The 23,306-nt window shown below is 70.7% G+C and carries 21 protein-coding genes; 11 read left to right on the top strand and 10 right to left on the bottom strand.

The window, feature by feature from the left end; translation table 11 throughout:
- Nucleotides 1-2 precede the first annotated feature (2 nt).
- Nucleotides 3-1,190: a hypothetical protein gene (locus ACFWXC_RS29695; RefSeq protein ID WP_384483352.1), complete on the bottom strand. Its 1,188-nt coding sequence runs from the start codon at nucleotides 1,188-1,190 to the stop codon at nucleotides 3-5.
- Between the two features lie 97 nt (nucleotides 1,191-1,287).
- Nucleotides 1,288-2,406, bottom strand: a complete 1,119-nt coding sequence (locus tag ACFWXC_RS29690; RefSeq protein WP_384483351.1) for an alpha/beta hydrolase — start codon at nucleotides 2,404-2,406, stop codon at nucleotides 1,288-1,290.
- A 224-nt stretch (nucleotides 2,407-2,630) separates the two neighbouring features.
- Here ACFWXC_RS29690 and ACFWXC_RS29685 point away from each other — a divergent pair, with 224 nt between their 5' ends.
- The 6 genes from ACFWXC_RS29685 (at nucleotide 2,631) to ACFWXC_RS29660 (ending at nucleotide 7,807) form a co-directional block, all read left to right on the top strand.
- Nucleotides 2,631-4,442: a phosphatidylglycerol lysyltransferase domain-containing protein gene (locus ACFWXC_RS29685; protein WP_384483350.1), complete on the top strand. Its 1,812-nt coding sequence runs from the start codon at nucleotides 2,631-2,633 to the stop codon at nucleotides 4,440-4,442.
- Between the two features lie 112 nt (nucleotides 4,443-4,554).
- Nucleotides 4,555-5,544: a dihydropteroate synthase gene (gene folP / locus ACFWXC_RS29680; RefSeq protein ID WP_384483349.1), complete on the top strand. Its 990-nt coding sequence runs from the start codon at nucleotides 4,555-4,557 to the stop codon at nucleotides 5,542-5,544.
- Complete coding sequence (locus ACFWXC_RS29675; RefSeq protein ID WP_382533895.1) at nucleotides 5,541-6,044, top strand: nuclear transport factor 2 family protein; 504 nt, start codon at nucleotides 5,541-5,543, stop codon at nucleotides 6,042-6,044. Before folP ends, ACFWXC_RS29675 begins: the two co-directional genes overlap by 4 nt.
- Before the next feature lie 256 nt (nucleotides 6,045-6,300).
- Nucleotides 6,301-6,660 carry a dihydroneopterin aldolase gene (gene folB / locus ACFWXC_RS29670; protein WP_351748877.1) on the top strand — a complete coding sequence of 120 codons (360 nt, stop codon included), beginning with the start codon at nucleotides 6,301-6,303 and terminating at the stop codon, nucleotides 6,658-6,660.
- Nucleotides 6,657-7,268 carry a 2-amino-4-hydroxy-6-hydroxymethyldihydropteridine diphosphokinase gene (gene folK / locus ACFWXC_RS29665; protein ID WP_384483348.1) on the top strand — a complete coding sequence of 204 codons (612 nt, stop codon included), beginning with the start codon at nucleotides 6,657-6,659 and terminating at the stop codon, nucleotides 7,266-7,268. Before folB ends, folK begins: the two co-directional genes overlap by 4 nt.
- Before the next feature lie 50 nt (nucleotides 7,269-7,318).
- Nucleotides 7,319-7,807 carry a DUF3180 domain-containing protein gene (locus ACFWXC_RS29660; protein ID WP_384483347.1) on the top strand — a complete coding sequence of 163 codons (489 nt, stop codon included), beginning with the start codon at nucleotides 7,319-7,321 and terminating at the stop codon, nucleotides 7,805-7,807.
- A gap of 17 nt (nucleotides 7,808-7,824) precedes the next feature.
- On the opposite strand, the gene folE is transcribed toward ACFWXC_RS29660, so the two are convergent.
- The 6 genes from folE to dacB form a co-directional block, all read right to left on the bottom strand.
- The gene (gene folE / locus ACFWXC_RS29655) at nucleotides 7,825-8,430 is read right to left on the bottom strand and encodes a GTP cyclohydrolase I FolE (protein ID WP_384483346.1); all 606 of its coding nucleotides are present in this window, start codon (nucleotides 8,428-8,430) and stop codon (nucleotides 7,825-7,827) included.
- 135 nt (nucleotides 8,431-8,565) lie between these two features.
- A complete protein-coding gene (gene ftsH, locus ACFWXC_RS29650; RefSeq protein WP_384483345.1) occupies nucleotides 8,566-10,605 on the bottom strand; it encodes an ATP-dependent zinc metalloprotease FtsH in 2,040 nt (679 codons plus the stop codon).
- Nucleotides 10,606-10,814: 209 nt separating this feature from the next.
- Entirely contained in the window at nucleotides 10,815-11,375 is a 561-nt protein-coding gene (hpt, locus tag ACFWXC_RS29645) for a hypoxanthine phosphoribosyltransferase (RefSeq protein ID WP_351747268.1), read from the bottom strand.
- 49 nt (nucleotides 11,376-11,424) lie between these two features.
- On the bottom strand, nucleotides 11,425-12,519 hold the full coding sequence (gene tilS, locus ACFWXC_RS29640) for a tRNA lysidine(34) synthetase TilS (RefSeq protein WP_384483344.1): 1,095 nt from the start codon (nucleotides 12,517-12,519) through the stop codon (nucleotides 11,425-11,427).
- Between the two features lie 191 nt (nucleotides 12,520-12,710).
- Nucleotides 12,711-13,844: a zinc-dependent metalloprotease gene (locus ACFWXC_RS29635; protein WP_384483343.1), complete on the bottom strand. Its 1,134-nt coding sequence runs from the start codon at nucleotides 13,842-13,844 to the stop codon at nucleotides 12,711-12,713.
- A 140-nt stretch (nucleotides 13,845-13,984) separates the two neighbouring features.
- On the bottom strand, nucleotides 13,985-15,583 hold the full coding sequence (dacB, locus tag ACFWXC_RS29630; RefSeq protein ID WP_384483342.1) for a D-alanyl-D-alanine carboxypeptidase/D-alanyl-D-alanine-endopeptidase: 1,599 nt from the start codon (nucleotides 15,581-15,583) through the stop codon (nucleotides 13,985-13,987).
- 124 nt (nucleotides 15,584-15,707) lie between these two features.
- Here dacB and ACFWXC_RS29625 point away from each other — a divergent pair, with 124 nt between their 5' ends.
- Complete coding sequence (locus tag ACFWXC_RS29625) at nucleotides 15,708-16,199, top strand: inorganic diphosphatase (RefSeq protein ID WP_351712108.1); 492 nt, start codon at nucleotides 15,708-15,710, stop codon at nucleotides 16,197-16,199.
- A 163-nt stretch (nucleotides 16,200-16,362) separates the two neighbouring features.
- Nucleotides 16,363-18,018, top strand: a complete 1,656-nt coding sequence (locus ACFWXC_RS29620; protein WP_384483341.1) for a threonine/serine exporter ThrE family protein — start codon at nucleotides 16,363-16,365, stop codon at nucleotides 18,016-18,018.
- Nucleotides 18,019-18,141: 123 nt separating this feature from the next.
- On the opposite strand, the gene ACFWXC_RS29615 is transcribed toward ACFWXC_RS29620, so the two are convergent.
- Nucleotides 18,142-19,086, bottom strand: coding sequence for a DedA family protein (locus ACFWXC_RS29615; protein ID WP_384483398.1), 945 nt, complete (start codon nucleotides 19,084-19,086; stop codon nucleotides 18,142-18,144).
- A gap of 156 nt (nucleotides 19,087-19,242) precedes the next feature.
- On the opposite strand from ACFWXC_RS29615, the gene ACFWXC_RS29610 reads away from it, so the two are divergent.
- Nucleotides 19,243-19,611, top strand: a complete 369-nt coding sequence (locus ACFWXC_RS29610) for a YbjQ family protein (RefSeq protein ID WP_384483340.1) — start codon at nucleotides 19,243-19,245, stop codon at nucleotides 19,609-19,611.
- Between the two features lie 42 nt (nucleotides 19,612-19,653).
- Here the strand turns inward: ACFWXC_RS29610 and ACFWXC_RS29605 are convergent, their stop codons facing one another.
- Nucleotides 19,654-20,415 carry a MerR family transcriptional regulator gene (locus ACFWXC_RS29605; RefSeq protein ID WP_384483339.1) on the bottom strand — a complete coding sequence of 254 codons (762 nt, stop codon included), beginning with the start codon at nucleotides 20,413-20,415 and terminating at the stop codon, nucleotides 19,654-19,656.
- A 129-nt stretch (nucleotides 20,416-20,544) separates the two neighbouring features.
- Here ACFWXC_RS29605 and ACFWXC_RS29600 point away from each other — a divergent pair, with 129 nt between their 5' ends.
- The gene (locus tag ACFWXC_RS29600; RefSeq protein ID WP_384483338.1) at nucleotides 20,545-21,831 is read left to right on the top strand and encodes an ion channel protein; all 1,287 of its coding nucleotides are present in this window, start codon (nucleotides 20,545-20,547) and stop codon (nucleotides 21,829-21,831) included.
- 47 nt (nucleotides 21,832-21,878) lie between these two features.
- Complete coding sequence (locus ACFWXC_RS29595) at nucleotides 21,879-23,288, top strand: glutamate decarboxylase (protein ID WP_384483337.1); 1,410 nt, start codon at nucleotides 21,879-21,881, stop codon at nucleotides 23,286-23,288.
- The last annotated feature ends 18 nt before the right edge of the window (nucleotides 23,289-23,306 follow it).

Genomic DNA, 23,306 nt, shown 5'->3' with positions numbered 1-23,306 from the left:
GTTCAGGAGGCGGCGCTGCGCAGGCCCCCGATGTTGATCTGCTCGGTCTCGTCGTGCGCGGTCAGGTCGATGACCTGGCCGACGCCCCGGGTCTCCGGGTCGGCGGGCTTGAACTCGGCCTCGGACTCCGCCTTGTGGAGCGCGAGCGCCTCCTGGCCGACGACGTCCGCGAGGTCCTCGTTGTGCATGGACTCCAGCCCGCCGGCCGACGAGCCCTTCTGGGTGCCGAAGAAGTCGAACCCGCCGGTGACCAGCGGACGCGGGATGGGTGCGGCCGGCAGCACGGCCACCGCCGTCGGCACCGTGAAGTGCCCGGTGGGCTTGACGGAGTTGACGGACGGTGCCGTCGTGGTGGGGACGTCCTGCTTCGCCGGCGCCGGGGTGCTGTCCGCCGGCTCGGCGGTGGTGACGGCGGCCGCGCGCGTGTGCCCGTCGACCGCCTCGGGCTTCCCCTGTTCCTCGTCCTCCGGTGCGGACTCGCTCTTGGGCGCCTCGGGTGCGGCGGCCGTCTCCGTCGCGTCCTCGGTGCCGGTGTCGGCCTCGGCCTCCGGGGCGTCGCCCTCGTCGAAGCGGGCCAATGCCACCTTGGCCCGCAGGAACAGCTTGGAACCCTCCGGCGAGAAGACCGCGGGAGTCGTCTCCTCGACCTCCAGGCCCTCGCCGTCCTCGACACCCGCCACGGGCCCTTCCGCCTCTTCGGCGGTCCCGGCGGCCGGCAGCGCGTTCGACGGCGCGGTGGCCTCGATCTCCAGCAGGCGGCGGCCCTCCAGGGCGCTCGCGCGCTCGGTCTCGGCCGTGGCGTAGCGGCGCAGCAGGGACGCGTGCTCGTTGCGCAGTCCCGCCAGTTCCGCCCGCTTCGCGCGCAGCCGCTGCTCCAGCTTGGCGCGCAGCTCCCGCGACTCCTCGAGGTCGGTCTCCAGCTCGGCGATCCGCTCCTCGTGGCGCCACTCGTCGCTCGCACGCGCGCGTGACAGGTCGGCCACCTGCTTGCCCGCGTCGGTGTCCCAGCGCCGCATGACGGCGGCACCGACCGCCGCGGTCGCCGCGGCTATCGCGGCCAGCGTGCGCAGCGCCGTCGGTTGGGAGAACAACCAGGGGCCCAGGGCGCAGACGAGGGAGACACCGGCGATCGCCGAGGGAGGCAACAGCCTGTGCAAAGGCGGGGAATGACGGTGACGTCCACGTGGCATGGCCAGAAACTTACCGCGCGTAGGCGAATCGTGGTGCCCCGGGCCGTAAAAACACAGCGACAACGAAGTCTTCGTACGGCGTCGCAGGAGACCGGGGTCAGCGGTCGCTCAATCGGCCGCTGATCCACTGGAGCGTCGCGGGGATCTCGCGGCGCCAGGTATTGAAGTTGTGGCCGCCGCTGTCGAGGATGATCGACGAGATCCGGGTCAGGTTCGTGGCCTGCACGCGCGCGATGAATTTCAGCGTGTCCTTGTAGTTGGTTTCTCCGATTTTGCTGCTGGTGACCAGCAGGGACGTGTCCGGAGCGGGTTCGTGCCCGAGGAGCCACCAGAGGTTCGCGCGGTCGCGGAGTCTTCCGTCGCCCTGGAAGAGGTCACCGGTCGTGGGGTCGACGGGCGCCTTGTAGTACGCGGAGAGGCCCGCGCCGGCCGCGTACACGCCGGGGTGGTGCATCGCGAGCTTGAGCGCGCAGTAGCCGCCGGTCGAGTCGCCGATGATCCCCCAGCTTCCCGGTTCTCTGCCGACCCTGTAGTGCGCGGTCACGGCGTCGGGCAGGTCCTTGGCGAAGAAGGTCTCCGTCTGCGGGCCCCGCGGGACGTCCACGCACTCGGTGTCCCGGGGCGGTGCGACCGTGGGCCGCAGCATCACCAGGATCATCGGCTGCATCCGCCCGTCCTTGGCCAGTTGCTGTGCCGTGCGCGGGTAGTGCAGCTTGTCGACGAGCGCCCGCGCGGTGCCCGGGTAGCCGGTGAGGACGACCGCCGCCGGGAACGTACGGGTGCGGTACTGCGGCTGGAAGTACTCCGGCGGCAGGTACACGTAGGCGGGCGTGGCGATCCGGGTCGTACGGCCGACGATGTCGACCTGCTGCACCTGACCGGCCGTCCCCGGCCGCGCACCGCCCGCGCCGTGCACGCGGGAGGTGGCGACCACCTGGAGCGGACCGCCGCCCGCCGCATGGTCGACGACGACACCCTGGTCCGTCTCCCTGCCGAACAGGTCGGCCCAGCTGGCGTAGAAACCGAAAGCCTGGTTGGCAGCTATCCCGAGACACGCGAAGAGCGCCGTCTGGGTGGCCAGCAATAGGCCGACGCGACCGCTGACGGCCCGCCAGTTGCGGCGGGCCAGCCGGGGCCACAGCCACACCGTGCCGACGAAAAGGAGTACGGCGGACAAGACCGCCAATGCCAGTGTTTTATCGCTCGTGAGACCCATGAGGTACTTCCTGCCTGCGCTTTCCCCCGTGGCGACCGCCGCTTTCAGCGAGGCTTGCCCCGGTCTTTCCTTGGCCTTTGACCCGGCTTTCCGGTGGGGAGTGAACCTCTCCCCCCGAGACACCGTCCTAGAGGGCGCAATGTCGCCGGATGCCCGAATCGGGCCCGGATCCAAGGTCTCTCGCAGAACTACGGGATGCGATGTCTGTCAGGATAGATGGGGAAATGTCGGGCGGGGTTCCGAGCCGATCAAGCCGGGCGCGGCGCATAGTCCGTGGTCCGCGCCCTGAGGCGGTCCCCGCTGTGGTCGGCAGGGCGTGCGCGGTCGTAGGCGTCCTGGACATCGCCGCGGGTGTGTTCCCGCGCTTCCGGCACAGCCGTATGCACGCCATGGCCGAGGTGCTGCCCGGGTCGATGGGGCCGTTCGCCGCCGCGCTCTCGCTCAGCGTCGGCGTGCTGTTGCTGCTGCTCGCGCACGGGCTCAAGCGGCGCAAGCGCCGGGCGTGGCGGGCCGCGGTCGCGCTCCTGCCGGCCGGCGCGATGTCGCAGTTCGTGTACCGGCACTCGGTCATCGGGGCCCTGATCTCGCTGGCGCTGTTCGTGCCCCTGGTGCTCCACCGCGACGAGTTCAAGGCACTGCCGGACCCGCGCAGCCGGTGGCGCGCGCTCGCCAACTTCGTGCTCATGAGCGCCGGTTCGCTCGCCCTCGGGCTGGTCATCGTCAGCGCCCACCCGAGGCGCACGATCGGCGACCCGAGCCTGGCCGACCGCATCACGCACGTCCTGTACGGCCTGTTCGGCTTCGAAGGCCCCGTCGACTACGAGGGATCGACCTCCTGGACGGTCGCCTTCTCGCTCGGCGCCCTCGGCCTGATCACCGCGGTCACCACCATCTACCTCGCCTTCCGCCCCGAACACCCCGCCGCGCACCTCACCGAGGAGGACGAGGCCGGCCTGCGCGCCCTCCTGGAGAAACACGGCGCCCGCGACTCCCTCGGCCACTTCGCGCTCCGCCGCGACAAGGCGGTCGTCTTCTCGCCCAGCGGCAAGGCGGCGGTCACCTACCGCGTGGTCTCCGGCGTGATGCTCGCCAGCGGTGACCCGATCGGCGACGTCGAGGCCTGGCCCGGCGCCATCGAACGCTTCATGGACGAGGCCAAGGCCCACTCCTGGACCCCCGCCGTGATGGGCTGCTCGGAGACGGGCGGCGAGGTGTGGACCCGGGAGACCGGCCTGGACGCCCTCGAACTGGGCGACGAGGCGGTGGTGGACGTAGCGGATTTCTCGCTCGCCGGACGCGCGATGCGCAACGTGCGCCAGATGGTCAAGCGCATCGAGCGAGCCGGCTACGAAACCCGGGTGCGGCGCATCCGTGACCTCGGCGAGGCCGAGCTGGACCGTATCCGCCGGGCGGCGGAGGACTGGCGCGGCACCGACACCGAGCGCGGCTTCTCGATGGCCCTGGGCCGCATCGGCGACCCCGCCGACGGCGACTGCCTGATCGCCACCGCGCACAAGCCCGACGAGACACCCGGTCCCTACGGCGACCTCAAGGCGATCCTGCACTTCGTGCCCTGGGGCACCGACGGCGTCTCCCTGGACCTGATGCGCCGCGACCGGGCGGCCGACCCCGGGATGAACGAACTGCTCATCGTGGCCGCCCTCCAGGCCGCCCCGAAGCTCGGTATCACCCGGGTCTCGCTCAACTTCGCGATGTTCCGCTCGGCGCTCGCGCGGGGCGAGAAGATCGGCGCGGGCCCGGTGCTGCGTGCCTGGCGCGGGCTGCTGGTCTTCCTGTCGCGCTGGTTCCAGATCGAGTCGCTGTACAAGTTCAACGCCAAGTTCCAGCCGCGCTGGGAGCCGCGCTTCGTGGTCTACCGGGCCTCCGGCGACCTCCCGCGGATCGGCCTGGCCGCCATGCAGGCGGAGGGCTTCGTCAACCTCGCCCTCCCGCTGCCGCGCTTCCTGCGCCGCAACACCCCGGCCGCCCGCCCCTGCGCCCACGGCGTCGCCGAACAGGGCATACGAGCGGCGTGACCGCATGACCGGCCCGAGCGGACGCCCCTCCCCCTCCAGCCCGCGGGCTCCGCTCGGGCCCACCCGAAGGCCGCACGGCGGGGCCGCCGTTTCCTGGGCCTACGCTGAACGTATGAGCAACCACAGCGGACGTGGCCAGGTGGCAGGGCTTCCGGCATGGGACCGGTGCGCGGTCATGGGGGTCGTGAACGTCACCCCCGACTCCTTCTCCGACGGCGGCCGCTGGTTCGACACGACGATCGCCGTCAAGCACGGCCTCGACCTCGTCACCGAGGGCGCCGACCTCGTCGACGTCGGCGGTGAGTCCACCCGCCCCGGCGCCACCCGCGTCGACGAGGACGAGGAACTGCGCCGTGTCATCCCCGTCGTCCGCGGCCTCGCCGCCGAGGGCGTCGTCGTCTCCGTCGACACCATGCGCGCCCGTGTCGCCCAGCAGGCCCTCGCCGCCGGTGCGGCCCTCGTCAACGACGTCAGCGGCGGCCTCGCCGACCCCGACATGATCCCCGTGGTCGCCGAGTCGGGCGCCCCCTTCGTCGTCATGCACTGGCGCGGCTTCCTGGAGGGCGGCAACGTCCGGGGCGTGTACGACGACGTCGTCGCCGAAGTCCTCGACGAACTGCACGCGCGCGTGGACGCCGTCCTGGCCGGCGGCATCTCCCCCGACCGCATCGTCGTCGACCCCGGCCTCGGCTTCTCCAAGGACTCCGAGCACGACCTGACCCTTCTGGCCCACCTCGACCGGCTGCACGCCCTCGGGCACCCGGTACTCGTCGCCGCCTCCCGCAAACGGTTCCTCGGCCGGGTCCTGGCCGGGCCCGAAGGGGCGCCCCCGCCGGCCAGGGAGCGCGACGCGGCGACGGCCGCCGTCTCCGCGCTCGCGGCGCACGCCGGCGCGTGGGCGGTGCGCGTGCACGAGGTGCGCGCCACGGCGGACGCGGTACGGGTCGCACGCGCCATAGAGGGGGCGCGCACGGGACCGGACACGCCGAGCGCGCACGCCTCACAACCCGCGCAGGCCTCACAACCCGCGCACGCCTCACCGGCCGCGCAGCCCGCGCACGCCTCGCAGAACCCGCCCCACCGCGCAGAGGGAGCCCGGTGAGCGCCCCCCACACCGACGTCGAGCAGGTCGAGGCCGCCAACACCGCCTTCTACGAGGCGTTGGAGCGCGCCGATTTCGAGGCGGTGTCCGGCCTCTGGCTCACCCCCGCCGACCTGGGCGTCGACGAGGAGTACCACGATCCGGCGGACACCGGCGTGGTCTCCTGCGTGCACCCGGGCTGGCCGGTGCTGACCGGCCGCGGCGAGGTCCTGCGGTCGTACGCGCTGATCATGGCGAACACCGACTACATCCAGTTCTTCCTCACCGATGTGCATGTCTCCGTCACCGGCGACACCGCCCTGGTGACCTGCACGGAGAACATCCTCAGCGGCGGCCCGGCCCCCACGGGCGGCCAGGAGCTCGGCCCGCTGGTGGGTCAGCTGGTCGTCGCCACGAACGTGTTCCGGCGCACCCCGGACGGCTGGAAGCTCTGGTCCCACCACGCCTCCCCGGTGCTGTCCGAGACCGACGAGGACGAGGACGACGACACGCCCTCCTGAGCCACCACGCGACCCACACGGTCCACGTGGCGCAAGAAGTGGCTGGAATCACGAACTCGCCGGTAGGTACGGCTACCGGCCCGTGAGCCGCCGGGTTCTCCAGGGAAAACGCGCGATGAACCCTGGCGACCCCGGCGCGGGCCGCCGCCCCGTGCCCCGGCTCTGTCAGTGCCCGCAGGTAGATTCGTCTGAGGCCGGTCGATCGCCCGCACACGATGCGACCTCGCCGTTACCGACGATTGCAGGAGTGATTCGCGTGGATCGTGTCGCGCTGCGCGGCCTGAAGGCCCGCGGGCACCACGGTGTCTTCCCCAAGGAGCGTGAGGAGGGCCAGACCTTCCTCGTGGACGTCGTCCTTGGCCTGGACACCCGGCCGGCGGCGGCCGACGACGACCTGACGAAGACCGTGCACTACGGCGTGGTGGCCGAAGAGGTCGTCGCCGTGGTCGAGGGGGAGCCGGTGAACCTGATCGAGACGCTCGCCGAGCGGATCGCCCAGGTCTGCCTGAAGCACGAGGGGGTAAGAGAGGTCGAGGTCCAGGTCCACAAGCCGGACGCGCCCATCACCGTCCCCTTCGACGACGTCACCGTCACCATCACCCGGAGCCGAGTATGACCGCATCCTCTCTGCGGGGTCCCAGCGACCCGACCGTCCAGCCGGTGCCCGCCTCCGTCGTCGAACAGGTCGACGCCGCCGACACCACCCTCTCCAACCCCAAACGCGCCGTGGTCGCCCTCGGCTCCAATCTCGGCAACCGCCTGGAGACCCTCCAGGGCGCCATCGACGCCCTGGAGGACACCCCGGGCGTCCGCATCAAGGCCGTGTCGCCGGTGTACGAGACGGAGCCGTGGGGCGTCGCACCCGGCAGCCAGCCGACGTACTACAACGCGGTCGTGGTGCTGAAGACCACCCTCCCGCCGTCCTCGCTGCTGGAGCGGGCGCACGCGGTGGAGGAGGCGTTCAACCGGGTGCGGGACGAGCACTGGGGCCCGCGCACCCTGGACGTCGACATCGTCGCGTACGCGGACGTCGTCTCCGACGATCCGCAGCTCACCCTTCCGCACCCGCGGGCCCACGAGCGCGCCTTCGTGCTGGCGCCCTGGCACGACGTCGACCCCGAGGCACAGCTGCCCGGCCGCGGCACCATCGCCGACTTGCTGGCAGCCGTCACCCGGCACGGTGTGGAAGCACGTGCGGACCTGGAACTCCGACTGCCCGAGTAGTCGTTAAGGTCGACACGACCACATCTCTGCGGGGGAGCTGAAGGAACACAGTGAAAGAGCTGCGGATCAGGGTGCTGGCCGGCGTCTTCGTCGTGGCCGGAGTGCTGTCCTGGGCGGGGGCCCGCCTGTGGAACTCGGTGGGGACCCTGCCCAGCGTGCCGGTGGCCGCCCCGATCGTCCTCGCCCTGATCGCCGTGGTCCTGCTCGCCACGGCGCTCTCGCTGCGCGCCCGCCTCCGGGCCCAGCGCGAGCGCCGCCCGGGCGCCAAGGGCGTCGACCCCCTGATGGCCGCCCGCGCGGTCGTCTTCGGCCAGGCCAGCGCCCTGGTCGCGGCCCTGGTCGCCGGTATGTACGGCGGCACGGGCGTCTTCCTGCTGGAGCTCCTCGATCTCCCCGCCCGCCGCGACCAGGCCCTCTACGCGGCCTTCTCGGTGGTCGCCGGCATCGGTGTCATAGCGGCGGCGGTCTTCCTGGAGCGGGTGTGCAAGCTCCCGGAGGACGACGACAACCACCACAGCGGGGCCGAGCCCGTCGCCTGAGCCCCTCCCGGGGAAGGTCAGCGCGCCAGTATCAGGCTCATCGCCTCGGCGCGGGTCGTGGCGTCCCGGAGCTGGCCGCGGACCGCCGAGGTCGTCGTCTTGGCCCCCGGCTTGCGGATCCCACGGACCGACATGCACATGTGCTCCGCCTCCACCACGACGATCACACCCCGGGCCTCCAGGATCCGCATCAGGGAGTCTGCGACCTGTGTGGTGAGACGTTCCTGCACCTGCAGACGACGGGCGAACACCTCGACCAGGCGCGCGAGCTTGGACAAGCCCGTGATCTTGCCGGTCTCCGCCGGGATGTAGCCGACGTGTGCGACGCCGTGGAACGGCAGCATGTGGTGCTCACACAAGGAAACAATCTCGATGTCCTTGACCAGGACCATCTCGTCGTGCCCGAGATCGAAGGTCGTCGTCAGGACCTCTTCGGGCTCCTGGTAGTTCCCGGCCAGCAGCTCGCGATACGCCCGTGCCACCCGCGCCGGAGTCTCCCTGAGCCCTTCACGGTCGGGGTCCTCGCCTACCGCGATCAGGAGTTCGCGTACGGCGTTCTCGGCGCGCTTCTCGTCGAATTCGCCGATGGTGCCCTCGCCGTCCAGGGTTACGGGGTCGGTCATCTGGGGTGCCTCGTTCCATAGGGGGACGCCTGTGGGTCACGCGCCTGATCTGCGGGCATACCGAAAAGCCGCGCCCCCCAGGCTAGATCCTGGGGGGCGCGGCATCCATTCCGAGCCGGGCGAGACCGGTGTGAATCAGCTCTCGGGTCGGTCCTCCGGGGCCTTCTCGACCGCCGGGGCGGACTCGGCCGCCGTGGACTTAGCCGTGCTGATCGCCGGCGTCGCGCCGTTCGCCCCGTTCGTCAGTGCGAGCTCCCTCGGGGAGAGCACCGGCGGGCGGGTGGACGGCGTACGGCGGGAGGAGCCGGTCCACGCGGGCCGCGCGGGCCGCTTGTGGAGCGCCGCGAAGATCTCGGCGATCTCCTCCTTGCCCAGGGTCTCCTTCTCCAGGAGCTGGAGCACCAGGTGGTCGAGGACGTCTCGGTTCTCGACCAGGATCTCCCAGGCCTCGTTGTGAGCGTTCTCGATGAGCTTCTTGACTTCCTCGTCCACCAGGGCGGCGACCTCTTCCGAGTAGTCGCGCTGGTGGGACATCTCACGGCCGAGGAAGGGCTCGGTGTTGTCGCCGCCGAACTTGATCGCGCCGAGACGCTCGGTCATGCCGTACTGCGTGACCATCGCGCGGGCGGTGGCAGTGGCCTTCTCGATGTCGTTGGCGGCGCCGGTGGTCGGGTCGTGGAAGACCAGTTCCTCGGCCGCGCGGCCGCCCATCATGTAGGCGAGCTGGTCGAGCATCTCGTTGCGCGTGGTCGAGTACTTGTCCTCGTCCGGCAGCACCATCGTGTAGCCGAGGGCACGGCCACGGGACAAGATCGTGATCTTGTGGACCGGGTCGGAGTTCGGGGAAGCCGCCGCGACCAGGGCGTGGCCGCCCTCGTGGTACGCGGTGATCTTCTTCTCCTTGTCCGACATGATCCGGGTCCGCTTCTGCGGGCCCGCGACCACACGGTCGATCGCCTCGTCGAGCATCTGGTTGTCGATGAGCTTGCGGTCGCTGCGGGCCGTGAGCAGCGCCGCCTCGTTCAGCACGTTCGACAGGTCCGCGCCGGTGAAGCCCGGCGTACGGCGGGCGACCGCCGCGAGGTCGACGTCGGGCGCGACCGGCTTGCCCTTCTGGTGAACCTTGAGGATCTCCAGACGGCCCAGCAGGTCCGGCGGGTCGACCGCGATCTGGCGGTCGAAACGGCCCGGGCGCAGCAGCGCCGGGTCGAGGATGTCGGGCCGGTTCGTCGCGGCGATGAGAATCACACCGCCCTTGACGTCGAAGCCGTCCATCTCGACGAGCAGCTGGTTCAGGGTCTGCTCGCGCTCGTCGTGACCGCCGCCGAGGCCGGCGCCGCGATGACGGCCGACCGCGTCGATCTCGTCGACGAAGACGATCGCCGGGGCGTTCGCCTTGGCCTGCTCGAAGAGGTCGCGGACCCGGGAGGCACCGACACCGACGAACATCTCGACGAAGTCGGAACCGGAGATCGAGTAGAAGGGCACCCCCGCCTCGCCGGCGACGGCACGCGCGAGCAGCGTCTTGCCGGTGCCGGGACGGCCGTAGAGGAGCACGCCCTTGGGGATCTTGGCGCCGACCGCCTGGAACTTGGCCGGCTCCTGGAGGAATTCCTTGATCTCGTGGAGCTCCTCGACGGCCTCGTCACAGCCCGCGACGTCCGCGAACGTCGTCTTCGGGGTGTCCTTGGTGATGAGCTTCGCCTTGGACTTGCCGAAGTTCATGACCCGGGAGCCGCCGCCCTGCATCTGATTCATCAGGAACAGGAAGACGACCACGATGAGGACGAAGGGGAGCAGGGAGAGCAGGACACCGACGAAGGCGTTCTGCTTGGTCGGCGAGACGGTGTAACCGTCGGGGATCTGCTTGTCCTGGTACTTGGTCTGCAGCGTGTTGGCGATGGTCACGCCCTGGTCGCCGATGTAGCTCGCCTGGATCTTCGAGCTGCCGTCGACCTTCTCGCCGTTCTTGAGCGTGACCTTGATGGTCTGCTCGTCACCGGTGGTCAGCTTCGCCGATTCCACCTTGTTGTTGTTGATCGCCGCCACGACCTGGCCGGTGTCCACCGTCTTGTAGCCGCCGGACGAGCCGACGACCTGCATCAACACGACCACGGCAAGGACGGCCAGCACGATCCACATGACCGGCCCACGGAAGTATCGCTTCACGTCCATCCATACGGAGCGGTGTCGCTCCGTCCCTCCTGCCATAGTGAGTTTGATAAGACAGTTCTTCTGACGGTACCCCAGCATGAGTGTCCGAAGCCGCGCGGAGCGGCTCGGACGACTGGCAAAGCCCGTCTCTGCATGCTCCAACGGCGCGAAACCCGCTGGGGTTCCCGATCGTCTTACGTAAGTGGACCCTCCGGCGTATCAGCCGGGGTTCAGCCGCCGTAGACGTGAGGCGCGAGCGTACCGACGAACGGGAGATTGCGGTACTTCTCGGCGTAGTCGAGGCCGTAGCCGACGACGAACTCGTTGGGGATGTCGAAACCGACCCACTCGACGTCGATGGCCACCTTGGCCGCGTCCGGCTTGCGCAGCAGGGTGCAGATCTTCAGGGTCTCGGGCTCGCGGGAGCCGAGGTTGTTGATCAGCCAGGACAGGGTCAGTCCGGAGTCGATGATGTCCTCGACGATCAGGACGTGCCGGCCCTTGATGTCGGTGTCGAGGTCCTTGAGGATCCGCACCACACCGGAGGACTGGGTGCCCGCGCCGTAGGAGGACACAGCCATCCAGTCCATGGTGACGGGGGTGGACAGCGCCCGGGCGAGGTCTGCCATGACCATCACGGCGCCCTTGAGGACGCCGACGATGAGCAGGTCCTTGCCCGCGTATTCCGCGTCGATCTTCGCGGCCAGCTCTGCCAGCTTCGCGTCGATCTCTTCCTTGGTGATGAGTACCCGCTGGAGATCGGCACCCATGTCTTTCGCGTCCACCCGCATCACTTTCGGTCGTCCCACCGGCGGAGCCCGGACCCCGGGGGGTACGGAATCAGCCTTGCCGGATCACCAGTCTGCCACCCTGGCGCTGGGCCACGACCTTGCCGGGGAGATTGATGGCTCCCTGGCCGCGCCAGCCGGTGATCAGCCGGTCGACTTCCTCGATGTGCCGGGCGAAGAGCGAACCGGCCGGTGCGCCCGCCTCGATGGCCGCGCGGCGCAGGATCCGGCGGCGGACGGCGGGTGGCAGGGCGTAGAGCTTGGCGCATTCCAGCAGGCCCGCGGCGTCCCGTACGGAGGCCTCGGCCTGGCTGGCCCAGGTATCCAGGGCGTCCGCGTCGTCCCGGGAGAGCTGGGCGGTACGGGCGAGGGCCTCGACGACGCCCTTGCCCAGGGCTTTCTCCAGGGCGGGCAGGCCCTCGTGGCGGAGCCGCGAGCGGGTGTAGGCCGGGTCCGCGTTGTGCGGGTCGTCCCAGACCGGCAGGGACTGGACCATGCAGGCCTTGCGGGCGGTCTGCCGGTCCAGCTGGAGGAACGGGCGGCGGTAACGGCCGTCGGCCCCCGAGACCGCGGCCATTCCGGACAGGGAGCGGATGCCCGAGCCGCGGGCGAGGCCGAGCAGGACGGTTTCGGCCTGGTCGTCTCTGGTGTGGCCGAGCAGGACCGCGGTGGCGCCGTGCCGCTCGGCGGCGGCGTCCAGGGCGGCGTAGCGGGCGTCCCGGGCAGCGGCCTCGGGCCCGCCGTCACGGCCGACGGTCACGGTGATCGACTCGGCCGGATGCAGGCCGAGTTCGCGCATCCGAAGGACGACCTCGTCAGCCCGCAGGTCGGAGCCGGGCTGCAGGCCGTGGTCGACGGTGATGCCGCCCGCGCGGACGCCGAGCCTGGGTGCCTCGAAGGCGAGGGCGGAGGCGAGCGCCATCGAGTCGGCGCCGCCGGAGCAGGCCACGAGGACGAGCGGGGAGGGGGGCCGCTCGTTCGGTGACTGTTCCGGGATGTCTCCGACGGGGCGCGTGAGGCGCGCGACGATGCGCCCACCGGCGCGTTCACCGGTGGTACGGCTGCATCGACTGGTGTCGGTGAGGATGTCGTGGAGGACGCGGCGGACCGCCAGGCGTATCGCCGCGACCGCAGGATGGGGACCCATGTCCGGTTCCCTTCATGAAGTTTTCGGGGGGTGAACCCGAGATCGGTCACTCAGAGTGTGTAGATGGTGACAGAAACGGGCCGTTCCCCGAGCATCGCACGCCTACCCATCGCTCACGGTCCCTCGGACGGGTGATTGGAGGGGCGTTCGCCTGCCGTGCGCGGGATCCGATTCACCACACCTGCGTCGGTTCACGACTCGGCCTTGCGATGCACCCGCGCGACCCAGTCCGCCGGTTTGGCGATCTCGGCCTTGGTCGGCAGGGTGTTCGGGGAGGTCCACACCCGGTTGAAGCCGTCCATGCCGACCTGTTCGACGACGGCCCGCACGAACCGCTCGCCGTCCCGGTACTGCCGGAGTTTGGCGTCCAGGCCGAGCAGCTTGCGCAGGGTCATGTCCAGCCGGGAGGCACCCTTGGCGCGCCGCTGCTGGAACTTCTCGCGGATCTCGGCGACGGTCGGTACGACCGCGGGTCCGACCCCGTCCATGACGAAGTCGGCGTGGCCCTCCAGGAGGGACATGACGGCGGTGAGCCGGCCGAGGATCTCGCGCTGGGCCGGGGTCTGCACGAGTTCGACGAACGACCGTCCACCGTCGTCCTCCTCGGCCTCGGGGCGGCTCCCGGCGAGCGACTGGGCGGCGTCCCGGACGCGTTCGAGGACGGTCATCGGGTCGACGTCGGTCTCCGACAGGAACGCCTGGATCTCGCCCTCCAGATGGGCGCGCAGCCAGGGCACCGCCGAGAACTGGGTGCGGTGCGTCTCCTCGTGCAGGCACACCCACAGGCGGAAGTCATGCGGCTTCACGTCGAGTTCGCGCTCCACGTGGACGATGTTCGGGGCGACGAGCAGCAGCCGTCCGCCGCCGTGCTCGTCCGCGGGGAGGTCCCGGGAGGCGGGGGCGAAGGTCTCGTACTGGCCGAGCACCCGGGACGACAGGAACGACAGGAGCATGCCGAGTTCCACGCCGGTGACCTTGCCGCCGACCGCGCCCAGGACCGCGCCGCCCGGACTGCCGGCCCGCCGCTCCTGCATCTTGTCCAGCAGCGGCTTGAGGAGTTCACGGAACCCGGCGACGTTCGCCTTCACCCAGCCCGGGCGGTCCACCACCAGGACGGGGGTGTCGTGGATGTCGTCGTTGCCCATACGAGTGAAGCCCCGGACGTGTTCCTCCGAGGCTTTCGCGTGCCGCCGCAGCTCCGCGACGATGGCCCGGGCCTCGTCGCGGCTCACCTCGGGGCCCGGCCGCACGAGCCGGGTCGCGGTCGCCACCGCGAGATTCCAGTCGACCATCCCAGAAGAAGCAGCGCCACCGATGCTCGTCATGCGTCAACCGTACGTTAGCGCTCCCACTTGGGGCAGGCCGTGGAGGTTGGTGGAGGTGCGGCTGTTTTGTGCGGTGGGCGGGGTTGGTGGTGCTTGCGCCGGCTGCGGCGGGTCCGTGCGCACCGGCCGGGCGCGGCGGTTCACAGGCCCGCCAGCGCCGTCGCCGTCCGGTCCAGTGCCTCCTGGGCCTCCACCGGACTCGTCGTGTCCGCCGCGAGGAAGGCGAACGCCAGCAGGCGGCCGTCCTTGTCGACGACCGTGCCCGCCAGGGTGTTGACGCCGGTCAGGGTGCCGGTCTTCGCGCGTACGACGCCTGCCGCGCCGTCCGCGTAACGGCTGCTCAGGGTGCCCGTGAAGCCGGCCACCGGGAGTCCGGTGAGGACCGGGCGCAGGCCCGGCCGGTCCGCGTCGGCGGCCTTGACGAGCAGGGCGGTGAGCAGGTTCGCCGTCAGCCGGTCGTCACGGTTCAGGCCGCTGCCGTCGTGGAAGGAGGCGCCGGTCATCGGCAGGCCCAGCTCGGTGAGTTGGGCGTCGATCGCGGCGGCTCCCCCGTCGAAGCTGGCCACCTTGCCGCTCGCGAGCGCGGTCTGGCGGGCCAGGGCCTCGGCGATGTCGTTGTCGCTGTTGGTCAGCATGCGCTCGACGATCGCGGACAGCGGCGGCGAGGAGACGGTGGCGAGGGTGTCGGCCCGGCTGCTCGCCTTGGAGGTGCCGGGCGCCGAGGTCTTGATGCCGGCCTCCGCCAGGAAGCCGGCGAACTTCTGTGCCGCGGCGGCCGCCGGGTCGCTCACCCGGGTCACCGGTCCCTCGACGGAGCCGTCGGTGCGGGCCTCGTCGGCCATGAGGGGGCTCACGCGCGCGAGGTTGTCGTTGACGCCGATGGGGTGCAGGTCGGGGCCGCTGTAGAGCGTGGTGTCGTACGAGAGCGTGATCTGTTTGATGCCCCGCGCGGTCAGCGATCTGGCCGTCTCGGTGGCGAGCGTGCGCAGGCTGGCCCAGCCTTCGGCATTCTTGCGGGCGGTCAGGGTCGGGTCTCCGCCGCCGACCAGGACGACCTCCCTGGTGCCGGGTTCGAGGGCCACGCGCGTGGTGATGCGGTGGTCGGGGCCGAGCGCGGAGAGGGCGGCGACGGCGGTGGCGATCTTGGTGGTGGAGGCGGGGGTGAGGGCGGTGTCGGCGCCGGCGCCGTAGAGGCGCCCGCCGGTGGCCACGTCGACGACCACGGCGGTACGGGTGCCGCCGAGCGCCGAGGCGTCCAGAAGGGGCCCCAGGAGGTCCGTGACGGCCGTTCCGGTGATTCCGGCGGGTTCGCCGCTCGGCGCCGACTTCACGGTGTTCGTGGCGCCGCCCAGGCCCGTCAGGACGGATCCGGCGCTGGGCGCGGGGCTGGGTTCTCTCGCGGCGGTGCCGGAACCGTGATCTGCGCCACCCGTCCGTTCCAGGGCGGCGGCCCGGTCCCGCTCGGCCGTACGCTGACCGTCGGCGTCCCAGGGGCCCGCCGCGGTCACCGCACCGGCGGCCAGCGCGAGCCCGGCCGTGGCGGCGCCCGCGGTGTACTGCCAGGTCTTGATGGTCCGAGGACGAGGCGGGCGGGCCGGGCCGGCCGGCCCGGGTCCGGTCGCGCGCCTGATGCGTGCCAACTGCGGCCCCACTGCCCGCTTCAACCGCTTGACCTGCGGTTTCGTGGCGGTCACCACGCGTGCCAGATGCGGACGCACGGCACCCGCGATCTTCCGCACACGCGGTTTCGCGGACCGCCAAGGCCTCAGCTCTGGCACGACCACCAGCCCCTTTCGCGATCACACACCTGCGTGAGGGACACTTAACCACCAGAACTATGTGTTGATCATGGAGGAGCCACCGGTGGAGTTCGACGTCACGATCGAGATCCCGAAGGGTTCGCGGAACAAGTACGAGGTGGACCACGAGACCGGTCGGATCCGCCTGGACCGTCGTCTCTTCACCTCGACCGCCTACCCGGCCGACTACGGATTCGTCGAGAACACCCTCGGCGAGGACGGCGACCCGCTGGACGCGCTGGTCATCCTGGAGGAGCCGACGTTCCCGGGCTGCCTCATCAAGTGCCGCGCGATCGGCATGTTCCGGATGACCGACGAGGCCGGCGGCGACGACAAGCTGCTGTGCGTCCCGGCCACCGACCCGCGCGTGGAGCACCTGCGCGACATCCACCACGTGTCGGAGTTCGACCGCCTGGAGATCCAGCACTTCTTCGAGGTCTACAAGGACCTGGAGCCCGGCAAGTCCGTCGAGGGCGCCAACTGGGTGGGGCGCACCGACGCCGAGGTGGAGATCGAGCGGTCGTACAAGCGCTTCAAGGAGCAGGGCGGTCACTGATCCAGTCCGCGCACGGGAAACGGGCCGCACGCACGCGTGAGGCCCGTTTTCCGTGTCCGCAGCGGGTCCACCGGCCCGCACGGGCGGGTTTTTGGTGGCCGCTGCGTGGTCATGCGCATACTGAGGCGTACGTGAAGTTGTCGTTCCAGGGAGCGTTACGACGGTGACGGAGGAGGAGGACCGCAAGCCCCGGTCGGACGAGGCGCGGTACGACCCGGAGATCACGTCCGAGTTCGCCGTTCCGGCGGGCATCGCGGTCCCCGAGGCCGGCGTCGAGCCCGAGACCACGTCCGAGTTCGTGGTGCCGGAGGGGCTGGCGACGCCGCAGCCGGTGACCGGCGAGCCGGAGGGCTCGGCGTTCAGCATGCCGAGCACGTACAGCGCCTTGGACGGCCCGGCCGCCTTCACGCCCGCCTCCGGCTTCCCCACGGTCAGTCTCGTCAAGGACGCGCCCTGGCAGGACCGGATGCGCACGATGCTGCGCATGCCGGTGGCCGAGCGGCCGGCGCCGGAGCCGGTGCAGAAGGCCGAGGAGGGCGGGCCGGCCGTTCCGCGCGTGCTCGACCTGACGCTGCGTATCGGGGAGTTGCTGCTGGCGGGCGGCGAGGGCGCGGAGGACGTGGAGGCCGCGATGTTCGCGGTCTGCCGGTCGTACGGACTCGACCGCTGCGAGCCGGGCGTCACCTTCACGCTGCTGGCGATCTCCTACCAGCCCTCGCTGGTCGACGACCCCGTGACGGCGTCCCGGACGGTACGGCGGCGCGGGACCGACTACACGCGTCTGGCCGCCGTCTTCCGGCTCGTGGACGACCTCACCGACCCCGAGACCCATGTCTCCCTGGAGGAGGCCTACCGGCGGCTCGCGGAGATCCGCCGCAACCGCCACCCGTACCCCGGCTGGGCGCTGACCGGCGCGAGCGGGCTGCTCGCCGGGGCCGCCTCGGTGCTCGTCGGCGGTGACTACCTGGTGTTCGTGGCGGCCGCGATCGGCGCGATGCTGGGCGACCGGCTGGCGTGGCTGTGCGCGGGGCGGGGGCTGCCGGAGTTCTACCAGTTCATGATCGCCGCGATGCCGCCGGCCGCGATCGGGGTGGCGTTCGCGCTCGCCCACGTCGATGTCGCGGCGTCCGCCGTCGTCACCGGTGGACTGTTCGCGCTGCTGCCCGGGCGGGCCCTCGTCGCGGGCGTCCAGGACGGGCTCACCGGCTTCTACATCACCGCCTCCGCACGCCTGCTGGAGGTCATGTACTTCTTCGTCGGCATCGTCATCGGGGTGCTGACGATCCTGTACTTCGGCGTGAAACTGGGCGGCCGGCTCAACCCCGACACGGCGCTGACCGCCTCCGAGCGGCCGCTGCTGCAGATCGCCGCGTCGATGGTGCTGTCGCTGACCTTCGCGGTGCTGCTCCAGCAGGAACGATCCACCGTGCTGGCCGTGACCCTCAACGGCGGGGTGGCGTGGTGTGTCTACGGCGCGATGCACTACGCCGGGGGGATCTCGCCGGTCGCCTCCACGGCCGCGGCGGCCGGGCTGGTGGGGCTGTTCGGGCAGTTGCTGTCGCGGTACCGGTTCGCTTCCGCGCTGCCGTACACGACCGCGGCGATCGGGCCGTTGCTGCCGGGGTCGGCGACCTACTTCGGGCTGCTGTCGATGGCCCAGAACGAGGTCGACAAGGGGTTGGTGTCCCTGGCCAAGGCGGCGTCGCTCGCCATGGCCATCGCCATCGGGGTCAATCTGGGGTCGGAGATCTCGCGGTTGGGGCTGCGGGTCGGTTCGGCGGGGAAGCGGCGGGCCGCGAAGCGGACGCGGGGGTTCTGAGCGCGTCAGTTCGAGCGCCGCGGTCTGAGCGCCTCGGGGGGCACATCGGTCCGTGCGCGACCGCAGGTCGTGGGGGTTGATCGCGCAGTTCCCCGCGCCCCCAAAAAAGCAGGGCGTTGCCGCTTACGGCGCTCGGTAGTGGTCCTCGCTCTGCGGGTACTGCTGCTGGCCGTAGCCGTTCTGGCTGTAGCCCTGCTCGCCGTAGTACGGCTGCTGCTGGTACGGCTGCTGCGGCTGACCGTACTGCGGCTGCGGCTGCGGCTGCGGCTGCGGCTGCGGCTGGCCGTACTGCGGCTGCGGCTGCTGGCCGTACTGCTGCTGCGGAGGCTGCTGCTGGGGCGGCTGCTGCTGGCCGTACGTCGGGTCGATCCTGCGGAGCTGGGTCGTCGCGTCGTCCATCATCGGCGGGGCGGGGTGCTGCGGGAGCGGCTGCTCCGTCGGCGTCGCCTTCCTGCTCTTCGAGCGGGCCCGCAGGAACTCGATGATGATCGGGACCACCGAGACGAGGACGATCAGGAGCAGGATCGCCTCGATGTTGTTCTTGACGACGTCGATCTTGCCGAGCCAGGAGCCGAGCAGGGTGACACCGGCGCCCCAGAGGACACCGCCGATGACGTTGAACACCAGGAACGAGCGGTAGGCCATGCCGCTGACGCCGGCGATGATCGGCGTGAACGTGCGGATCACCGGCACGAAGCGGGCCAGGATCAGGGACTTCGGGCCGTGCTTCTCGAAGAACTCGTGCGCCTTGGCGATGTTCTCCTGCTTGAAGAGGCGGGAGTTCGGCCGGTTGAAGAGCGACGGGCCGACCTTCTTGCCGAACATGTAGCCCGCCTGGTCGCCGAGGATCGCGGCGACGCAGATCAGGCCGATGGCGCCCCACAGGGGGAAGTCCAGCTGGTTCGAGGTGATCAGCAGGCCGCAGGTGAACAGGAGGGAGTCACCCGGCAGGAAGAAGCCGATCAGAAGGCCGGACTCGGCGAAGACCACCAGGAGCAGGCCCCAGATGCCGAACGAGTCGAGAAGATTGTTCGGATCCAGCCAGCTCGGGCCGAGGGCGAGCGTCATCGTGGTTCCGGTCGTCACGGTTCCGGGCTCCTGGGGGGTGAAGGCACAGCGGTTTCCTTGTGCGGCCGCACAAAGCTATCAACGCAATGTGTCCACCCCAGGTTCCACCAGTGGATCCAGGATGCACTGTGCCCGCCCTGGGGAATAGCTGTGGACATGGGTATCGAAGAATTCGGCGGCGGTCAGGGACCCCAGCCCGATGTGCTGGTGGTCACCACGAACGACGTTCCCGGGTACCGGGTGCGGGAGGTCATCGGCGAGGTCTTCGGGCTGACGGTGCGCTCCCGGCACCTGGGCAGTCAGATCGGCGCGGGTCTGAAGTCGATGATCGGCGGTGAGCTGAAGGGGCTGACGAAAACGCTCGTCCAGACCCGTACGCAGGCGATGGAGCGCCTGGTGGAACAGGCACGCGCGCGTGGCGCCAACGCCGTGCTGGCCTTCCGGTTCGACGTGACCGAGGCGGCGGACGCGGGGACCGAGGTGTGCGCGTACGGCACGGCCGTCGTCGTCGACAAGCTCGAATAGCCCGGCCGGGCCCGGCTCGCCCAGACCTGGACGGACGCCGGGTCACGGCGTGTGCCGCGCCGCGTTCGCCTCGATCGCCGCCTTCAGGTGTTCGGCCAGGCCCGGGGCCATCGAGTCGTAGAACGCCTTGAAGCGCTCGTCGGACACGTACATCGCGGCGAGACAGCGGTGCATCTCGTACGGGCAGTCGTAGAACCAGGCCGAGATGTGCCGCCGGTGTTCCTCGGCCATGTCCATGGCCCGCGCGCCGGCCGGCGGCTCGGCCTCGTTCACCAGGGCGGCGTAACGCTCGCCCCAGTCGTCTACCTCGGCCTTCATGCGCTGCCAGTCGGCCTTGGTGTAGTGGGCGGCCCGGCGCTGCGACTCGGCGTAGGCGTCGGTGCCACCCCAGCGCTGCTCGGCCTCCTCGGCGTGCTGCTCGGGGTCCTTGTCGCCGAAGACCTCGAAGCGTTCCTCGGGCGTGAGGTTGATGCCCATCCTGCGTGCCTCCATGGCGTGCTCCACGGCCGCGGCCATGCTGCGCAGCTTCTCGATCCGGGCGGTCAGCAGTTCGTGCTGGCGGCGCAGCTGCGCGCGCGGGTCCGCGTCCGGGTCGTCGAGCAGCGCCGCGACCTCGTCGAGCGGGAAGCCGAGCTCCCGGTAGAACAGGATCCGCTGCAGCCGGTCGAGGTCGGCGTCGCCGTACCGCCGGTGTCCGGCGGGGCTGCGCTCGCCCGGGACCAGCAGGCCGATCTCGTCGTAGTGGTGCAGGGTGCGCACGGTGACGCCGGCGAATCGGGCGACCTGTCCTACGGAGTAGCTCACTTCCGCTCCTTTCCGTGCTCCACCTTGGGTCCTCACGTCACGTGAGGTGCAAGTCCGCTCGGTTCGGGGCCTCCCGGCGTCCGTTTCCTTCGGGATGTTGTGTCGGTTTTGCCCGCTTATGGTGGGCCCGTGGCCCAGGACACCGCGCGGCAGGCGCTCCCCACCCCGCCCCCGGCCCCCGCGCGTGCCCTGCTGCCGCTGATCCTGCCCGCCCTGGCCGTCGGGGTCGGCAGCAGCCTGCTGTACCTGGTGGTGAGCTCGCTGGCGGAGCGGCTGCAGCACGTGCTCTGGAACAACCTGCCGGACGCGCTCGGCATCGGGCGGTACTCGGTGCTGTGGATGCTGGTGATGCTGACCGCGACCGGTGTCGCGGTCGGGCTGGTGGTGTGGAAGGTGCCCGGGCACGCCGGGCCCGATCCGGCCACCCTGGGCCTGGAGGCAGTGGCGATGCCGCCCGTCGTCCTGCCGGGACTGCTGCTGGCGACCGTGCTGATGCTGGCGGGCGGGCCGAGTCTCGGGCCCGAGAACCCGATCATCGCCGTGAACGTGGGGCTGGCGCTGTGGCTGGGGCGCCTCGCGATGCCCCGGATGCCGGGCTCGCTGTGGCCCGCGCTGGCCGACGCGGCGACCCTCGGCGCGCTGTTCGGCACGCCGGTGGCGGCGGCCCTGGTGATCTCCGAGGCCCTGGCCGGGAAGCCGCTGAAAGGGGCGCTGTGGGACAACCTCTTCGGGCCGCTGATGGCGGCGGGCGCGGGAGCGCTGACGACGGCTCTGGTGGCCCGTCCGGCCCTGGACCTCGGGCTGCCCGCGGTCGGCCGGCTGCGCTGGACCGATCTGCTGACGGCTCTGGTGATCGCCCCCGTGGCCGCGCTGCTCGGCATGCTCGCCGTCTATGCCTTCCCGTACGTCCACGGGGCCTTCCGGCGCCTCGGGCACCCCATGGTGGCCCTGCCGGCCGGCGGTGTGGTTCTGGGCCTCCTGGGCGCGCTGGGCGGCCATCTGACGCTCTTCAAGGGGCTGGACGAGGTCGCGGAGCTGGCGAAGGACCCGGGGGGCTGGTCGGCCGGGCAGTTCGCGGTGATGACGGTCGTCAAACTGGCCGCGCTGCTGGTGGCCGCCGCCTGCGGTTTCCGCGGTGGCCGGATCTTTCCGTCGGTTTTCATCGGCGCGGCCCTCGGGCTGTGCGCCCACGCCCTGGTGCCCGCCGTCCAGCCCTCGGTGGGCGTGGCGGCAGGTGTACTGGGCATGCTGTTGGCGATCACCAGACAGGGCTGGGTGAGCCTGTTCACGGCCGCCGTACTCGTGGCCTCGCCGACGATCCTCGCCCTGCTGTGCATCGCGTCGCTGCCCGCCTGGATGCTGGTGACCGGACGGCCGAAGATGCAACTGCGGGCGGACGGCACGGCCCTGCGCTGAACTTTCTGACGCCGAACCTTGTGAAACTGTTCTAGGAGGCACCTGTCATGCCGCTCCACAAAGGATCCGGGAAGCACCGCGAGCGCTCCATGTCCGTCAACCCGTTCTTCGGTGAGGCGAACCCGGTCGCCGGCATGGCCGAGGCCCCGCCCACGCACCGGCTGCCGGACGGCCCGCTGCCACCCTCGACCGCCTACCAGCTGGTACACGACGAGCTGATGCTGGACGGCAACGCCCGGCTGAATCTGGCCACGTTCGTCACCACCTGGATGGAACCGCAGGCCGGGATCCTGATGGCGGAGTGCGACGACAAGAACATGATCGACAAGGACGAGTACCCGCGCACCGCCGAGCTGGAGCAGCGCTGTGTGGCGATGCTCGCCGCCCTGTGGAACGCGCCGGATCCGGCCGGCACCATCGGATGTTCGACGACGGGCTCCAGCGAGGCCTGCATGCTGGCCGGGCTGGCGATGAAGCGCCGCTGGGCGCAGCGCAACGCCGACCGCTATCCGGGCACCGCCCGGCCGAACCTGATCATGGGCATCAACGTCCAGGTCTGCTGGGAGAAGTTCTGCAACTTCTGGGAGGTGGAACCCCGGTTCGTGCCCATGGAGGGCGACCGCTACCACCTGGACCCGCAGGCCGCCGCCGAGCTGTGCGACGAGAACACCATCGGGGTGGTCGCCATCCTCGGCTCCACCTTCGACGGGTCCTACGAGCCGGTCGCCGACCTCTGTGCCGCCCTGGACGCCCTCCAGGAGCGCACCGGCTTGGACGTCCCGGTCCATGTCGACGGCGCGTCCGGCGCGATGATCGCGCCCTTCCTGGACGAGGACCTGGTCTGGGACTTCCGACTCCCGCGGGTGGCGTCGATCAACACCTCGGGGCACAAGTACGGCCTGGTCTACCCGGGCGTCGGCTGGGCGCTGTGGCGGGACAAGGAGGCGCTGCCCGAGGAGCTGGTCTTCCGGGTCAACTACCTGGGCGGCGACATGCCCACCTTCGCCCTCAACTTCTCCCGCCCCGGCGCCCAGGTGGTCGCGCAGTACTACACGTTCCTGCGCCTGGGCCGGGACGGCTACCGCGCGGTGCAGCAGGCCTCGCGGGACGTGGCGACGGCGCTCGCCGCACGTGTCGAGGCGCTCGGCGACTTCCGGCTCCTCACCCGGGGCGACGAGCTGCCCGTGTTCGCCTTCACCACCGCCGACCACGTGACGTCGTACGACGTCTTCGACGTCTCCCGGCGGCTGCGCGAGAGCGGCTGGCTGGTGCCGGCGTACACCTTCCCGGCGAACCGAGAGGACCTGTCCGTGCTGCGGGTGGTGTGCCGCAACGGCTTCTCCAAGGACCTGGCCGAGCTGTTCCTTGAGGACCTGACCCGGCTGCTGCCCGAACTGCGCCGACAGCCGCATCCGTTGACCAGGGACAAGGAGGCGGCCACCAGCTTCCACCACTAGAAGCGGCCAGGAGCGGCC

This window comes from Streptomyces sp. NPDC058683 (assembly GCF_042716195.1).
GTDB lineage: Bacteria > Actinomycetota > Actinomycetes > Streptomycetales > Streptomycetaceae > Streptomyces.
Note: the sequence above shows the minus strand (reverse complement) of the source record. Positions and strands in the feature narration are given on the sequence as shown.